Source organism: Pedobacter sp. MC2016-15 (assembly GCF_026239695.1).
GTDB lineage: Bacteria > Bacteroidota > Bacteroidia > Sphingobacteriales > Sphingobacteriaceae > Pedobacter.
Genome location: NZ_JAPIVS010000003.1, coordinates 234,539 through 251,267, shown reverse-complemented (window position 1 = coordinate 251,267; position 16,729 = coordinate 234,539). Strand labels below are relative to the sequence as shown.

7 protein-coding genes are annotated in these 16,729 nt (G+C 45.4%); 2 read left to right on the top strand and 5 right to left on the bottom strand.

Annotated features, from left to right (window positions below; translation table 11 throughout):
- Positions 1 to 14: 14 nt before the first annotated feature.
- Positions 15 to 3,254, bottom strand: a complete 3,240-nt coding sequence (locus OQY15_RS10100; protein WP_265790956.1) for a SusC/RagA family TonB-linked outer membrane protein — start codon at positions 3,252 to 3,254, stop codon at positions 15 to 17.
- 203 nt (positions 3,255 to 3,457) lie between these two features.
- Between OQY15_RS10100 and OQY15_RS10095 the strand changes: the two genes are divergently transcribed.
- The gene (locus OQY15_RS10095; RefSeq protein WP_265790955.1) at positions 3,458 to 5,800 is read left to right on the top strand and encodes a glycosyl hydrolase family 28-related protein; all 2,343 of its coding nucleotides are present in this window, start codon (positions 3,458 to 3,460) and stop codon (positions 5,798 to 5,800) included.
- Complete coding sequence (locus tag OQY15_RS10090) at positions 5,797 to 7,317, top strand: SGNH/GDSL hydrolase family protein (protein WP_265790954.1); 1,521 nt, start codon at positions 5,797 to 5,799, stop codon at positions 7,315 to 7,317. The genes OQY15_RS10095 and OQY15_RS10090 overlap by 4 nt, the downstream gene beginning before the upstream one ends.
- A 3-nt stretch (positions 7,318 to 7,320) precedes the next feature.
- Here OQY15_RS10090 and OQY15_RS10085 read toward each other — a convergent pair whose 3' ends face one another.
- The 4 genes from OQY15_RS10085 to OQY15_RS10070 all read right to left on the bottom strand — a co-directional run bounded on the left by OQY15_RS10085 (position 7,321) and on the right by OQY15_RS10070 (position 16,655).
- A complete protein-coding gene (locus OQY15_RS10085; protein ID WP_265790953.1) occupies positions 7,321 to 10,230 on the bottom strand; it encodes a glycosyl hydrolase family 28-related protein in 2,910 nt (969 codons plus the stop codon).
- Between the two features lie 139 nt (positions 10,231 to 10,369).
- On the bottom strand, positions 10,370 to 14,500 hold the full coding sequence (locus OQY15_RS10080) for a two-component regulator propeller domain-containing protein (RefSeq protein ID WP_265790952.1): 4,131 nt from the start codon (positions 14,498 to 14,500) through the stop codon (positions 10,370 to 10,372).
- A 154-nt stretch (positions 14,501 to 14,654) separates the two neighbouring features.
- The gene (locus OQY15_RS10075; protein ID WP_265790951.1) at positions 14,655 to 16,037 is read right to left on the bottom strand and encodes an arylsulfatase; all 1,383 of its coding nucleotides are present in this window, start codon (positions 16,035 to 16,037) and stop codon (positions 14,655 to 14,657) included.
- A 126-nt stretch (positions 16,038 to 16,163) separates the two neighbouring features.
- The gene (locus OQY15_RS10070) at positions 16,164 to 16,655 is read right to left on the bottom strand and encodes a hypothetical protein (protein WP_265790949.1); all 492 of its coding nucleotides are present in this window, start codon (positions 16,653 to 16,655) and stop codon (positions 16,164 to 16,166) included.
- Positions 16,656 to 16,729: the final 74 nt, after the last annotated feature.

Here is a 16,729-nt window from a genome sequence, read left to right as displayed (position 1 = left end):
CAAAAGCTTTAATTTTAAAATCCAATGTTCAAGCCGAGGGTAAGTGTTCTCGACTGCGGTACTACGTTTCTGATAATCCCATATCCAAGGTTCCTTTCGCGGTAGTTAGTCTGGATTGTGACCGACTCAGGGTCTATCCCTTTAAAGCGTGTGAGCAGAAATAGATTCTGGCCGGTGATATTCAGCCTTGCGCTTTTCAGCCTCAGCCTGGACAGCAGTTCCGGCGGAAGGGCATAGCTCAGCTGTACATTTTTCAGCCTGATGTAGGAGGCATCAGAAAGAAAGCGCGTGGTGTTCCTGTTGCGAAGAATATTATTTACTGGATCATTGTAGTATACTTTGGGTATGTCGGTGATCTGTCCCGGCGTCGTCCATCTGTTAAGAATTGACACGGGCAGGTTTCCCAAAAAGATATTTGGTACGGTAGAGTTATTGGTCACGCTGATGTTGCCCACATAGCTCATCACCCGTTCACCGGCATCCAGAAGGTAGTTACCTACCCGGTAGGAGAAAAACACACTCAGGCTAAAACCTTTGTAATCAAAATTATTACCCAATCCGCCGTAAAATTTCGGCGCCGGCGATTTATCGTACTGCGGCTTACGGGCGGCATTCAGCTGCTGTGCATTCAGCGAACTTGCCAGCACCGTATTCCCGTCCTTGTCGTGAACCAGCTCTCCACCTGTAGCAGGATCAACCCCCGCAGATTCTATCAGGTAATAAACCGGCGCATTTTTACCCACATACAACTGAACATCTCCGGATGCCGCGGATACCGTATTGGGATCTATACCACCCAGATCGGTAATGCGGGTAATGTTATGTGAAATATTAAAGCTTGCATTCCATTTGAAGGCACCTTTGAGGATATTGGCATTTGCAAAAAACTCAATACCTTCATTATAAAGCGAGCCCCTGTTCTCGAGAAAGGTCAGATCCGACCCAGCCGCGTTATAACCGAAATTTACCGGAGTAGGAATAGACAACAGCATTTCTTTGGTGATATTTTTATAGTAATCGATGGTTGTGGAGAGCCTGTTGTTCAGCAGTCTCATGTCGATCCCTGCATCGTACTTAATTCCCTTTTCCCAATGCAGATTGGCATTTGCAGGCTGGAGGGCGGCATTACCAATTGTACCCATATATCCGGTGTATGGACTACCACTCTGCCAGGTGGTTTTTGAGGAGTTGTTCCCTATTCCACCTGCATTTCCAGTTAAACCAAAGCTGCCCCGGATTTTCAGAAAGCTGATCACCTTACTACGTTTAAGGAAGCTCTCGTCAGAAGCTACCCATCCAGCAGACAATGCAGGAAATGTTCCGAATCTCTTGCGGTCGCCAAATCTCGAGTTACCATCACGGTTCACTACCAGCGACAGCAGGTACTTCCTTTTAAAGCCATATTGGGCACGTAAGAAATAACCCAGGTTGGCGTTCATATCTCCCTGCACACCGGTCTGTATGTTCTGGTCTATCCTCGCCGCCTGCGACGGATATATAAAGTTGGAGTTCGGCACATTATCCCCGTACATGGCTTCATAGTAGGTAGCATTGGATGAAAAGCGCATCCCCAAAACCCCGTCGAGTGCATGTTTTTTGCCAATAACTTTTTTGTAGGTCAGGTAATTCTCCATAGAATTGATATACCCATATGAATTCTGGTGCTGGAGCCTTGAAGTCTGGTCATTAGCAAAAGGACTGATGTTTACATCATTGGTGATTCTCAGTATTCCTGAGATGTAGGTGGGCGCCACCTGGTTGAAATCTTCACGCTGGAAAATACTTTTTAATTTGAGGTCTTTGCTCAGGTCTGCCTCTACAAACAGCGATTCGGAAATCCGGGTTCTTTTGTTATCCCCTGTAAACAGATCCCGGTCCTGGTAAGCTACAGGGTTTGTCCAGGGGTTAAAATAAGTGCCATCCGTATTGTACAGGGGATAGATTGGCAGGTTGGTACTGAGTGCCGCACCATATCCTCCAAGATTGATCGTATTACTGGACCCCAGTCTTTTTTCTTTATTGAATGAAGGTGTAACGCTAAGTCCGAGCCGGATGTATTTACTGATATTGTGGTCCAGGTTCAGTTTAAAGTTATACTGCTTCATGCCTGTACCTTTTATCGTCGCCACATTGTCCCGGTACGTACCACTCAAATAATATTTGGTGTTGTCAGATCCGTTGGAGGCAGAGAGTGTAAGCTCACGGAACATCCCTGTTTGCAGCACCACATCAAAAGGGTCATTATTTGTCGTGTCTGCCTGTCCCCTGGTAAAATTAGTGATCGCTGGTATCGGCGTCGCGGGCAGCGGCAAATTGATGTTGGAGGGCGTGCTATAAAATGTATTGCGGTAGGCTTCGTCCAGGATGTCCAGCAACTGCGGGCCATTCAGCAATTGCTTAACCTTTGATATCCTGCTGAAACCCGTAATATAGTTGACATTAAAGGCAGTTCTGCCGGCTTTTCCACGTTTGGTGGTGATCAGGATTACCCCACCGCTTCCGCGGGCACCATATATTGCAGTGGCTGCAGCATCTTTCAGCACATCGATAGACTCGATATCATTGGGATTGATATCGGTCATCACATTGGTCTGACTGCTGCCCGCATCAAAGCCGTTATTCAGCGGAGCGTCGCCATCTACCCCGCCGCCGGTAAATACCGGTACACCATCTACTACATACAATGGACCTGCACTTCCGTTAATTGTGTTCAGTCCGCGGATTCTGACGTTTACGGCTGAGCCCGGCACACCATTGGATTCATACATTTCTACGCCAGGCATGCGGCCCTGCAACGCAGATTGAAAGGTATTGACATTGTATAAAGCAATTTCGTCGCTCTTGACACTGGAGATCGAACCCGTAACAGCTCTCTTTTCCTGGGTCCCATATCCAATAATCGCAACTTCATTTAGTCCCCCCTGAACCATCGTCAGGGAAACGTTGATGACTGTTCTGCCATTGATGGGTACTTCCCTGCTGGTATAACTTACATGTGTAAAAGTCAGCGTGCCTGTACCCTGGGCTACGGTAATCCGGTAATTTCCCTTTTCATCCGTCACCACTGCGTTAGTCGTACCCTTAAGGCGGACATTTACTCCGGGAACAGGTGTCCCATCTTCAGACCTCACAGTACCCTGCACCAGCAAGGGTGGCGGAGCAGGCAAAGCTTTCAGATCAGTGCCGCAAAGCAGACAAATCAGAAAGGAGAATAAGTAAATTATTCCCAAAACTCTTTTGAGCGGGTTAATCATACAGTTTATTTTTTATTTGGTTTCGAGTCAAATGTATTGAGAGGACTGATGATTCGGTTGTACTCAGGTAACATTCTTATGTACTCTGGTAATCATTTCATTAAGTCTGTATTTCGGGACGCCTGTACACAATTTTGCAAGTACTGTACACCTCTTTGAATCAGCTGATTTCTACTTTTGTAGACCAGATATAAATCCCAAGAATGAGATACAGCGCGGTTTTCCTGATATTTTTCACAGCTTTTCTGTATGTCCGGGGTAGCCAGGCACAGCCTGTGATTTTTAACCACAGTGAAACTGCCCGCCCCGGAGAAACTTTCAGTTTACAGGGTCATGCTTTCGGCATCGAACCAAAGTTCTGGCTCAGTACCCTTAATGGATCCGGGAAAACACTGCGCTCCCGCAGCAGACTTCAGGCCGTTCAGTTGTCAGCAAACTTTGCGGCTGTAAAACTTCCCGCGAACATACCGGCCGGGCTTTACGCGGTATCGGTTTCCAGCAATGGCCAGTTCAGCAAAACTGTATTTATTAACCGGGCACGCCCGATAGTGTCGCAATTCAATGCGATCCAACCAGGTACAAACTTTAGTGTATATGGCAGGAATATGTCTGTTAAAAACGTACAGTCCAGGGTTACATTTATCCCTTTAGACCACGCACTGCCGAGCCTTACTGTGCCTGCTTTGGGTTCAGAATTTGAGATTAAAGTGACTGCCCCTGAAAATCTCAGTCCCGGAGCATTGTATCAATTGAGCATTACAAACGGTTATGGAGGGCAATATGGAAAAGCGTTGCTGGAAGATACGATAAGGGTACTCAAACCTGGAGCTGATCCTTTCGGTTTTGAGGTACCCTGGGCCGCAGCTTTTGATTTTCACAGCAACGTTTATAATATAAAAACCGATCCACGATTAAAAACGAAGGCATCTGGTGACGGAAAGAAGAACGACCGTGCAGCAATTCAGGAAGCTATCGATCTTGCTGCCGTCAGTGGTGGTGTTGTCTATCTCCCCGCAGGAAATTATAAACTAATGTATGCTGCTGGCAGTGGACTGACGATGCGGTCGCGCGTGGTCATTCGCGGAGAGGGACCGGGGCAGACAACAATCCTCTATGGATATGGCACCCCATTTTCCACAGAACGCGTCAAGGCATCGTATGGCTGGACACTGGGCTGGCCTGACAGCCGTGCTGAGGGAATGGGCATGGTATGGCCCGGAGGGATCAGTAATAGCGGCATGATGGATATCACACTGAGAAACGTGAATGAAAGTGGCAGCTTCCTCCATACCATCAAAAATATGCCCGAGGGAGGATCGCGGCTTGCCTTCAAAAATTGTGTTTTTGAGCTCGATAAAGGCTGGGGTATGGCAATGGTCGGCATCAATCAGTTGCTCATCACAGGATGTACCTTTAAAAGCAGTACCACCGGGGTGAGAAATATCAATGCCCCAACCCGTACATGGCCCTGGGACTTAAAAAATTCCTCCGAGGTTATTTTCAGCAATAATACGATGGAGTACAACGCCGGAAGGTTCGGAGCAAATGGCTGTCACCATGCGGTCTTTGCAAATAACACCTTTATCAGGAATGGCAATCAACAATCAAAAGGTGAAACCGGAGGACTGAGCATGGATTATACCTCGCATATCGTGGTCACCGGCAACACTTTCAAAGTTAGGGGTGCCGCTATCAAAAACGCAAACCAGGGTGAAACTATACTGAGCCAGGGTGGAAATGCCCATCAGCAGAATGCGGGAATGATCAGTAATGCTACAGCCACAAGCGTCACTGATACCAAAAAAGAATTTCAGGACCTGACAGATAGGGTGAGTACCGACTGGCAATACGCAGTTCATCCCGCCAACTACAGCATAAAGATCGTCAGCGGTACTGGCACCGGGCAGCAGCGTCTGATAAAAGGGAATAATGACACCACAATTTTTATCAGCAGGCCCTGGGATATCATCCCTGCTCCCGGCAGCAAGTATGTGCTCACACAATGGTCAGCACAACATATGCTAATTCTGAATAATATTTTACAGGACAATAACCGCGGGATCTGGTTCTATTCGGGGGGCGACGATGTGGTGATCAGCGGAAATCAGCTCCTCAATTCTGAGGGAATATATATCCGCTCCGACCAGAGGTTAAATATCAACAGGTACAACCTGACATCAAATTTTTATATCAGCAATAACCATGTGATCAATACGGATGGCAGAAGACAGTCCTATATCGCTATATGGTTGTTTAAAAATAAAACAGAACCTTTATTGGGTACGGGCACTACTGGTGTAGAAATCAGGAACAACACCCTGCAGGCCTTTCATCCCGGTTCTCTTAAAAGCAGCATCGTCAGCCGTCAGGCATTCTTCAACGATGGCACTGAACCTGAAGGAAAAACCGATCCACTATACCCGGGTATCCTCGGTACCCTCTTTGAAAACAATACTACTATCCATATAGAAAACCCTTACCAAACTGGTAAGGTGGCGGGATATACAACCATTATTACGAGAGGCATCTTAAAAACTGAGAAATGAAAATAAACCGATTCTATACAGCACTGTTATATATTACGCTCGTGTCCAGCTCCCAGGCGCAGGAACAAGCCTTTTCACAGGGCAGTGCCGAAAAAAAAGCACTCCAGAAATATGAAACCCTGCATCCTCCGATGGATACGATGCCGCTACCAAAACCGGCTCTAAATCAAGCGTTTTTTGGCGCCCGCCTACAGCGCAGTGCTTCCCTGCTGCAAACCAGCAGCCGCGAGCGCCACAATAAAGTGAGCGTACTCATCTACGGACAGTCGATCGTTGGCAGTGCAGGATTTACGGCGGAAATAACGACAAATCTTAAGCAGCAGTTTCCTGATGCCGATATAGAGGTAAAAAACCTTGCTATAGGGGGCTTCACGGCAGACCATCTGGTACGCACTGCGGTACATGACCTTTATCCAGCCTATGCCGACCTGATTATTTTCCATGTTTATGGCGGGGAAAGAACTGGTGAACTGGAAGAAATTTTTAGCAATGTACGCCGTTACACCACCTCCGATGTACTGCTGATGAACCATCATATCAATGCAGCACAAACTAAATCCGATGAGAACCAGGCAAAATTCCTCCTGTACATCGCCAGCCGCTATGGCCTGGAACTGGCAGACATTGCAAATGAGTGGCCCCAGTATCTGGAAGAAAATCATTTGAAACCAACCGACCTGCTCAGAGACGGCGTTCACCCCAACCGCAACGGCAACTGGCTCCTGGGAAAACTGGTATGCCGCCATATCAGATACAACCCTTTGTTTCCATCAGACTGGTATAGAAATGTACGCCGGTACAATGCAGTTACAGCATTGGACCAGGAACAGCCAAATGCAATTACCCTCAGCGGCAAAGACTGGAAGATCGATAATGCTGCAATCCTCAGCAGCTCCAAAGAAAGCAGCCTGAAGTTAAGTTTTACAGGCAACAGAGTTGATATCAACTGGGGCCATCCCCTGCAGATCAAATCCACAGGAAGTTTGAAGATCTTACTGGACGGTAAAGCCGTCAAGAGCGGCAATACCGTCTATGCTATCACTCGCCCGAGTACAGGTACGGGTACATGGTGGCCCGCAATCAGGCAAATTTCACATGCCAGACCACTGATCAGTGAAGACTGGAAACTACAGATATATGAAATCAGCCCCGACAGTACGGTGTTCAAATACCGCGTTACTGGTTCTGTAACCGGAGCTGATGGTGAAGGAATCAGCACTATACCTTTTACTTCCAGATCAGGAAGAGTAGTCATCCAGCCGGATGACATCATGTTCTCCCGCATCAGGAAAACATTCAAAGTTGCTACACCCAATGGCTTCGAGGTAAAATGGTCAGCAGTACCAATGTACCAACCTGTGTATACTGCCATTTTGGGAACCGATAAATCCCGGGAGTACCAAACCACCGTTCTTCAGGGGATCAGCAATGGCCCGCATACCCTGGAGATTATCCCCATTGGTGACGGGCCAGTACCTATAGCCTCATTTGAAGTGTTTGAACCTCCTTTGAAATAGATATTAACCAGGAGGATCATTGTCATCAATGGGTGTGTTATCAGGGTTCACCTGTACACTTCTTCCCAATGCCAGCATGGCTTTGTAAATAACCTGGTTAAGCCTCCTCACTTCCCTTAAGCTCAGATATTTAGTAATACCGTAACAACCTACAGTGGCAGACGAAAAATATCTGGTATTGATTAATTGCGTTGCTCCCTGCGCTAAGAGTGTCAGATTGATTTGCCCCCTAGATACCAGCTGGTTCCTGAGCACCGTATTGTAACGTGCGGGCCGGTTTGCCATATCGATATAATTGAGCTGCCGGCCTGTGGCCTGACCGGAAAAGATAAATCCAGGCTGCTCCGTAAAGGTGCTATCTATTACGGCCATTCCCAAACCCGTTAAAACAGATCCATTTTTTCGGATTGAGTACGCAGAGTTATCGCTGCCATAGCCCCCAATATACGTTTCCAGGGGAGAAACACCCGCAGCGGTGAGGTTCACAAAAAGCCCAACATCCCTGAAATCGAAATCCTGTACCTGCCCAACCACGCCATATTTTGTACTTCCGTCCCCTTTCCAGCCGGCATTTTTGCTGAAGTCAGCTGGTGTAAAAGTCTTACTGGCAAAATACTTATACATGGGTTTTTCCCAACCCAGAATGGGGATCCTGGATGCAGCAGCATCCCCAAGCAGCGGATTTATCATTTCTATTTTATTGCGGAGATTAAAGCTGTAAATTTCCTGAAGCAGCTCCTTCCCTGTCAGCGTATCAATGGTTTCCAATTTGCCCCCCAGGTTTTTCACAAGAGTGGTATACACCTTCCAGTCGAGCTCCTGATTTTTCTGCATAGGGAGGTAGTTGATATCACCATAAACCATTGCATCAGCATCCCTGAGCTTGATCACAAAATCTTTGTCGGCACGGTAGGTACCGGTCTGATCAATAAAACGGTTATTGGATACATCTACCCTATCATCCAGCGGCCTTTGAAGGTTGAAAGAAAACTGTGTATAATTCCATCCCTTAAACAGGTTATTTTTAAATATCATCACTTCAGCTGGTACCGTTAGTGTAGGTTTTATACTGGACACACTTCCCCGGATAATATTGCCCAGATTAGGCGCATTGGCATCAGGGTACCATGCAGGCCCAAATCTGTTCACATAGTTGTCCTGTACATCGATATTGATAGGATCTGTCCGGGCCATAAAAGTTTCTGCATAACCAACAAAAGTATTTCTTCTGATCGATATTGCTGATCCGAATACAAACCTCTGACCTTCTGTAAGCTGATTGGTGGCTCCGTAGGGCCACGCACCTGAATATCCGAAAATGTTTACAATGTTGCCGATAATCGTATTGTCTTCAATGGCAACGGTTCCGGACGTGTATACCGATATACCATTTGTACAGCGGTCCGCATAGATGATATTGTTGCTGATTACCATTGCTGCACGTGATGATGCCTTAAAACCCTGGATATCGCTTGCAGCTATTACGTTGCTGGCATCTGATGCTGATATCCTGTTCTTAAAAATCCTGCCGTTAGTGGTAGAAGTGCCGACATTAATTGCTGAATTCAGCGTTACATTGTTGATTTTATGCAAATGTATATCGCAATCCTCCACATCGAAGTTGTAGTTGAACTCTGAAAAGTCAAGTGTAGATTGCCAGAACTTCGTGGTTTTGAATTTGATATCGCCGAAGCTGCGTGCCATCTGCGAATTTCGTACTCCATCAGAGTACACCTCACTATTATTTAAAAACATATCTCTGCCACCGTCTCCGTCCAGCCATAATCCTTCAGAAGTCAATCCCTTATGCGATACTAACCTGATGCGGTTAAAATAGCTTTTTACAGAATTGGATACCACCAGACCATTCCTGTGCCCATCAATGGTCAGGTCTTCGACGGTAGTATTGTAAGCTGTGGAGGGTGTCAGATATATCGCTCTCGCCTTATACACCTTCGTACCTGCCGGGATGATCTCGGTTCCATTACCTTTTCCCAGGTTCCTCAGGGTTACATTATTGCGTGAAACAGCAGTAACCTGGTAGAGATCGTTTCCCAGTGATATCGCCACATTATTGTTCATTGCAGGGGGCGACTGGATTTCTGCAACCGCAGTGGAATTCACCGCCGGTGGTGTAAAAGGCGCCAGCAGCATTCCATTCCAAGAGCTCCTCGCTGCTGTATAATCCCTGGCAAAATTGTATCTGAAAAACAATTTATCCCCGATCAGGGTATCTATGACCTGAAATTCTCCATAGAACTGGTCATAATAATTGGCTCCGGCATTGAAAAAAAGCACTGTATGTCTCTTCAGCAAAGTTTTATCCTGACCTGGCTTCAGTCTGATATCGCCCTGTCCAACCGCAGCGGTATCCAAATAAGTATAAAGAGTTGCGGGATTTAGACTCCAACCCGCGTCACGGTAAGGTGCCAGCTGAAGGCCGAAAGCATTACTCGGCTCCGGGGTAATCAAATAAGTAGCATCCATACCATCACCCTTGATATGGAGGTTACTTCTGTATACCCTCCATCCAGTGGCATCCGACATATATTTACCTTTTGGAAAGTATATTGTTCCTCCTTCCGGCGGAAGGGCAGCTTTGGCACGATCCCAGGCGGGGACGTCATTGGTCAGCCCATCCCCTTTGGCGCCAAACCATCGGATGTTCAGCGCTCCGTCAAATATTCTTTTATACCTGCCACCCGTTGCTGTGTTTACCAGGATCGTCCCTGTATTATCTATCGCGCCCGTGACGGCTGAATAATTCCACAATCCTCCACCAAAATCTGTTGTCTGGTAAATCACGCTGGTATCAGGAGCGGGCAATGCACGCAAACCAGCAACTGTTGAAGTCTGTGCGGTCGTCCGGCATACCATACCGGCAACCAACAAAAATGTCAGTAAAATCTTCATCTGGCTTATATTTTAGGTTAGAATACATCATCAAATGTCGATGATTCAATCACCCAAAATGATCTCAAGAGGGACATTATGGCCAGACAAAAGACCCAAAATGAAAGCTGCCGGCAATTAGGGAAAGACGTCTGTTTGATCAGACATGAATCTTCTGTTGTGCCCGGTATTCACTGGGCGAGCATTGAAAGCGTTTCTTAAATTCCCGGTAAAAATGACTCTGATTGTTAAATCCTGACCGGTAAAAAATCTCCGAAACGCTCAGCTGTGTGGTTTGCAGGAGATGCACAGTATGGTGCAAACGGATATGTTTAATAAACTCGCCAGGCGTCATGTTCGAAAGCGTTTTCAGTTTACGGTAAATCTGCATTCTGCTCACCGACATCTTTGACTCCAAATAAAAAACGTCCATCTCCGTGTCTTCCATATTTTCTTCGATCACCTGCACCAGCTTGTCTAAAAATCGTTTGTCTTCATCGGCAAGATTTTTCTCTTCCAGTCCGGCAATTGGATTTTCATCTTTAAAAATATCGTGCAGCCGCTGCCGGTATTCCAGCAGCTTTCTAACCCTGACCAACAAATGCATGGTGTCAAAGGGCTTAGGAATATAGGCGTCTGCCCCGGCGTCATATCCTTCAGTTTTTTGCTCAATTGAACTTCTGGCTGAAAGCAGAATAAATGGTATGTGACAGGTTTCAGCAGAATTTTTTACTTTATTACACAATTCGAGGCCATTTATTTCAGGCATCATCACATCACTGATAATGAGGTGGGGCGTAATGATCATCATCAATTCTATCGCCTGTTTTCCATTTTCCGCTTCGTAAACAATGTAGTTTTCTTCCAGCAAGTCCTTCAGCAAATAACGTATTGCTGGCTCATCCTCCACGATCAGAATAAATTTTTTTTCTGTCTGCTCAAGACCTGCGATTAATGCCCGCTTGTTGTTTTCCTTGGTGCTGAGCTGTTCAGGGTCATCGTTGCTGGCAGTGATTGAACGTAGCAGGTAGGATGGTGTATGGGCCAGTGGACTTTGGCCGGCAGCATCAGGCTGTGCTTTTACTGAATTCAGCAAGGGAAGTACCACCTTAAAACTTACCCAGTTATTCTCACTGCGGGCACTGATATGACCTTTAAGCAGTTTTACCAGCTCTGCGGTAAAAGCCAGGCCAATGCCATTGCTATAATTCTCCGTTTGCTTGTCGCCCACCACAAAAAACTTTTCAAATATCTGCGACAGCTGACTTACACTTAACTGGCAACCGGAATTCTGAACCACGATCTTCAGTGTATCTTCGTGGTGATTACTATTCACTACAAACAAGATCGACTGGTTCAGATCTGAATGTTTAAAAGCGTTAGACAGCAGGTTAAATATGATTTTTTCCAATTTATCCTTGTCCATCCATCCCACAATACCGGGTTCTACTTCAATGGTATAATCCAGGTTTTTCTGATCACACAGCGGTACAAACAGCCCCGCAATATTGGACAGCAGGCTGGAGACATCCAGATAACTTTCCTGGCTTTTCAGATGTCCGGCTTCAGCTTTTCTGAAATCCAGCAATTGGTTTACCAGGTAGGTGAGTCTCGAAGATTGCTGGTGTACCACCGAAAGGAAATACGCTTCTTTGGGTTGGTTTCCCATGCCGCTGTTGCGGTAGAAGAAGCGCTCGATTGATCCATTTATCAGCGTGAGCGGCGTCTGCAGTTCGTGTGTAATATTGGTGAAGAAGCTCAGTTGCTCCTGATGTATAGCCACATCTTTCTGGCGCAGCAAGCGCTCCGTTTCCAGCGCATTACGCTGTTTGGATCTTCTCATGACAGTCCTCGTTAATATCAGTGTCAACCCGGTTAAAAGGATCAGATAACCCGTGATGGCCCACCAGGTTTTCCAGGGTGGTGGTAAGATATTAATCTTTAATACAGCCGGACGCTGATTCCATTTGCCAAACTTATTGGCTGCCTTTACCTTAAAATAATACGTTCCCGGATCCAGATTGGTATATGTAATGGAGCGTTCAGCGGCGGTGGTATAAATCCAGTCCTGATCAAAACCCTCCATCTGATACGCATATGAATTGTTTGCAGGGTCTGAAAAATGGAGGCCGATAAAACCAAGCGTAAATACATTATTTTTATAGCCAAGGGAAATCTCCCTGCTGTGGTTCAGACTCTGTTTAAGGATCACCTCCCCATTATAAGCGCTGTCGATGGTCACCTCCTTATTGAACAATTTCAGGTCGGAGATCATTACCTCCGGCAATACATGACTGGAAGAGATCTTATCGGGATCAAAGATCAGCACCCCATCTGAGGTACCAAACATCAGCTGGTGGGAACTGAATTTATAGGCACAGCTAAAACTGAAATTCAATGTGGGTAAATAGGGTTCAAACTGTTCCTTTGCGATATCCATCCTGGATAGCCCCCTGATGGAACTGATCCATAGGAAATTTCCTTTCTCGGTGAGTATCCCGTTGACAGATTTATCTGATAAGCCATCTTTTTCAAAATAGTTTTTGATTCTTACCTGGTAAGGTCCATGCTGACCTTCCTGCAGCGTCAATTTGTTTAGCCCTGCCTCAGACCCTGCCCAAATCACATTCCTGGGATGCTCTACAATGGAGTAGATGATATTACCCGCTACATGCTCCCCTGCCCTATTTCCAGCTACCCTGGTAAATCTATCCGTCAGTGGATCAAAATAACTAAGTCCCGAGGTTTCAAAGCCAACCCATATTTTGCCATTATGATCTTCATAGATTGAGCGCACAAAAGAGGAGCTCAGACTATAAGGATTTTTAGGGTCATGCATATAGTTCACACGGGTACCATCCTTCTTTATTTGCAGTAATCCATCATTTTTTCCCAGCCAGAGGTTTCCCTTGCTGTCTTTTAAAAATGCAAATACTGCAGCACCCTCACTAATTTTCTGAGAGCTGCCGGGTTGCTGCTGGTTGAGTGCCAGTGCACCACCCAACGTGCCCATATAGACCTGGTTTTGGCTGTCCACATATATAGACCTGTGTGAATTGAAAGCCTGTGGAAATTTGCTGAGCCTAAAGGTTTCTGTCGTATTTTGAACGAGATTATACTTATAGATTGCATTCCTTGCTGTACCCATCCAGATATCTTTACCATTCACAGAATAAATACTGCGTACCTGGTCTTCTGATCCGGAGTCCTGGAAGGTGAAGTATTGAAAAGACAAGGCATTCAGATCCAATTTATTTAAACCCATCTCAGTTCCGCACCAAAGGTTGTTGGTACGGTCAATAAAAACCTGATAAACGGTATTGTGACTTAGGCTCTGGGCGTTCAGTGGATTATTTTTGTACAGATGAAGCCTGGCAGAGGTGGTACCTGGTTTTTGTATTCGTACGAGTCCCCGGTCGGTAGCCAGCCAGAGATCGCCCGAAGGCGACTTACAAAGATCAAATACCTCGGTATGTGAAAGATCCTGTTCGTGAAATATCTTCAGTTCATCAAACTGCAGGTATCTTCCTGTCTGCGCATCATATCCCAGCCTGATCAGTCCTTGTGTAGCCGTGGCGATATAGAGGTCTCCTTTCTCTTCCATCAAGGACCAGAAATAATTCCCGTAAGGATCAGGCTTCAGGTTAAGCCTGTAGAAATTAGAAACATTAGTCTTTGTATTGTACTGCACCATCCCTGCTGCTGTGGCAATCCAGATCTGGTCACCCTCGGACTTGATTATTTTGCTGATATAGCTTTGTAAGGGATATTGTTTAAAGGTCTGAAACTTGTTTGTGAGCGGGTCAAATCTGGCCAGACCATCCTTGGTTCCTACCCAAAGTTTACCTGAGGGATCAAAGTGTAAAGCTGTAATTTTATTGGAAAACAACGAACTGTGATCATGAGGAATGTTTTTGTAGCTTTTGAACTTTTCTTTCCTGGTGTCAAAAACATTGAGTCCGTTCAATGTGCCCATCCAGATGTTCCCGGCCGCATCCTCGCAAAGGGCAAAAGCCCAGTTTCCTGAGATACCGGAATGACCAGCCTGACTGTCATATTTTTTGAACCCGTAACCGTCATACTTGCCAACGCCGTTCATGGTGCCTACCCACAGATACCCCCTGCTATCCTGGAAGATAGAACGGATCCGGTTGTCGGGCAAACCCTCCTTATTTGAAAAACGGTCAAATAATAGATCTGGAATAATCTTATCCCCAGCGGGAACATTCTTCTGGCTGTATACCATCAGGGAGATTCCCACCAAAAGTAGTAGGAAGAGCGACCTCATCATGCTTAAGAAATTTATACTGGTTAGGAACAGTACAAAATTAAAGATTAAATCTGGTCGAATTTCAGCCCCTTAAAGAGTATACTGGCCTAATACACCATATACTGTGATAAAGTGACCTTAGTACATACAAATGTGATTACTGTACAGTAAAAAATTAATTAGCCGACCAATATGGCGACTCCGTTCTTGCGGTCAGCAGATACTCTTCAATCTTCTTCACCACATCCGGATGTGCCCTGGCAACGTCATTCTTCTCCCCCAGATCTTCATCAAGGTTATACAGTTCAAGTTTGCCTTTATGTTTCACCGCCTTCCATTTACCATAACGTACGGCCTGTTCAAAACCATTCTCAAAAAATTCCCAGTACAGAAAACGGTCAGTTGCCGAAGCCTTACCCTTCATGTCAGGATAAACACTGGTACCATCCGATTTATATCCTCCTCTTTTGCCCGCGATATCAGCGAAGGTCGGCATGATATCAGCGAAATATGCAGGGACTTTACTGATCTTGGGTGCATTTTTCAGGAGAGGCGACCACACGACAAAGGGCACTCTGATGCCACCTTCATACATGTCTCTTTTAAAACCTTTTAATTTACCACGGGAGTCAAAGAAATCAGCTACAGCAGATAACTGAGGGGTAGGTTCCGATCTTGGACCATTATCTGAAGTAAAGATCAGGATCGTATTTTTGGACAGACCACTTTTAATCAGGTAGTCCTTGATTTTACCCACTGACTGGTCCATAAAATAGACCATCGCCGCGTATGTTTTCATATCTTCAGGCCAGTCTTTATCCTTAAAAACTGCCTGATCAGGAACATCCAATGGCGAATGTGGATTATTAAAATTCAGCATCAGAAAAAAGGGCTTTGTACTATTTTTCTGGCTTTGAAGGTATTGCAAGGCCTCGTCTGTACAAAGGTTCGTTTCATAATATCCCTTTTTACCATTTGAATTTTGTTCTATCGTCACGATTTTACCGTTACGGTATCTTTTATCAGGCCAGTACGTGCTGGCATAAGTTTCAGGCTTGTTAATCAGCCAGCCGCTAAACTGATCAAAACCATGTTGCAGCGGTGTGGCTAAAGAATCATAACCGTCAATATGCCATTTGCCTACCAATGAAGTGTTGTATCCTGCATCCTGAAGCAGGTTACCAATGGTATAATCTTTATCACTGATATTGGCACGGTAAACTACCGATTTACCTTTCTTTCCACCAATGCCGCCATGATCTGTGGAGTTGCCCCTGATTGTCGCATGACCTGAATTTAAGCCAGTAATCAAAGAACAGCGTGATGGAGAACAAACCGGGGCTCCAGCATGGAAGTCCGTAAATTGAGTTCCTTCTTTTGCTAGCTGGTCTATATTAGGGGTAAGGATCTGCTTCTGCCCGTAAATGCCTACATCACCATAACCCAGGTCATCCGCAAGGATAAATACAATATTAGGTTTCTGCGGGTTTTGCTGTGCAACAGCGGTGCTGCAGGTGATGAGCACAATCCAAGCAAATAATAGCCGTCTTTTTATCATTGTATGCAATTTAAGATTTTTTTTAACCATTGACAGCTATAGGTGTCGCAAAAAAGCCATTGCCCCTAAATGAAAAAGGTTGTCTGTAAAATAGACAACCTTTTTTCAAAAAAATAACGTTTGAACCTAGAATACGAAACGGAAAGCCATTCCAAATCTTCCTGCCTGACTATCCAGGAAACGGTTGTCACCAATGTAGATACTTGGTCTCCAGTCAAAAGCAATCGCCAATGGCGCACCTTTAATTTTGTAGTCTAAACCAACCATTGGTACCAGATATACTGCAGTGTAGTTATCGTTAAAGAAATACCTGTCTCTGTCATAAATCTGGATTTTTGGTCCACCACCTAAATACCAGTCCAGTCCCGGAGCGCCCTTCACAGGTGCATTGTACTGCAGAAAACCCTGGATCACTGTTGTGTTTCCACCGAACAATACCTCAGCCTGTAAAGCTGTATTTCTGCTGAAATGATGTCTTAATGATGGGCCTACCAAAGTGCTTCCATCACCAAAGTCAAGACCAAGGCCTAGAGCAGTTTTGTAGTTTTGAGCTTTCACTGTTGTTGCAGTCACTGCAAACAGGGCAATACAAGTTAAAATTGTAAAAAGTTTTTTCATCGTGTTTTTATATGTTGTAACAATGACGCGGTCAGAACAATAACGATACCAAATTTCATCATTATAGGAATTAA

Coding starts and splice junctions, on each gene's coding strand:
- OQY15_RS10100 (WP_265790956.1), bottom strand. CDS start 3,254: ATGATTAACCCGCTCAAAAGAGTTTTGGGAATAATTTACTTATTCTCC.
- OQY15_RS10095 (WP_265790955.1), top strand. CDS start 3,458: ATGAGATACAGCGCGGTTTTCCTGATATTTTTCACAGCTTTTCTGTAT.
- OQY15_RS10090 (WP_265790954.1), top strand. CDS start 5,797: ATGAAAATAAACCGATTCTATACAGCACTGTTATATATTACGCTCGTG.
- OQY15_RS10085 (WP_265790953.1), bottom strand. CDS start 10,230: ATGAAGATTTTACTGACATTTTTGTTGGTTGCCGGTATGGTATGCCGG.
- OQY15_RS10080 (WP_265790952.1), bottom strand. CDS start 14,500: ATGATGAGGTCGCTCTTCCTACTACTTTTGGTGGGAATCTCCCTGATG.
- OQY15_RS10075 (WP_265790951.1), bottom strand. CDS start 16,037: ATGATAAAAAGACGGCTATTATTTGCTTGGATTGTGCTCATCACCTGC.
- OQY15_RS10070 (WP_265790949.1), bottom strand. CDS start 16,655: ATGAAAAAACTTTTTACAATTTTAACTTGTATTGCCCTGTTTGCAGTG.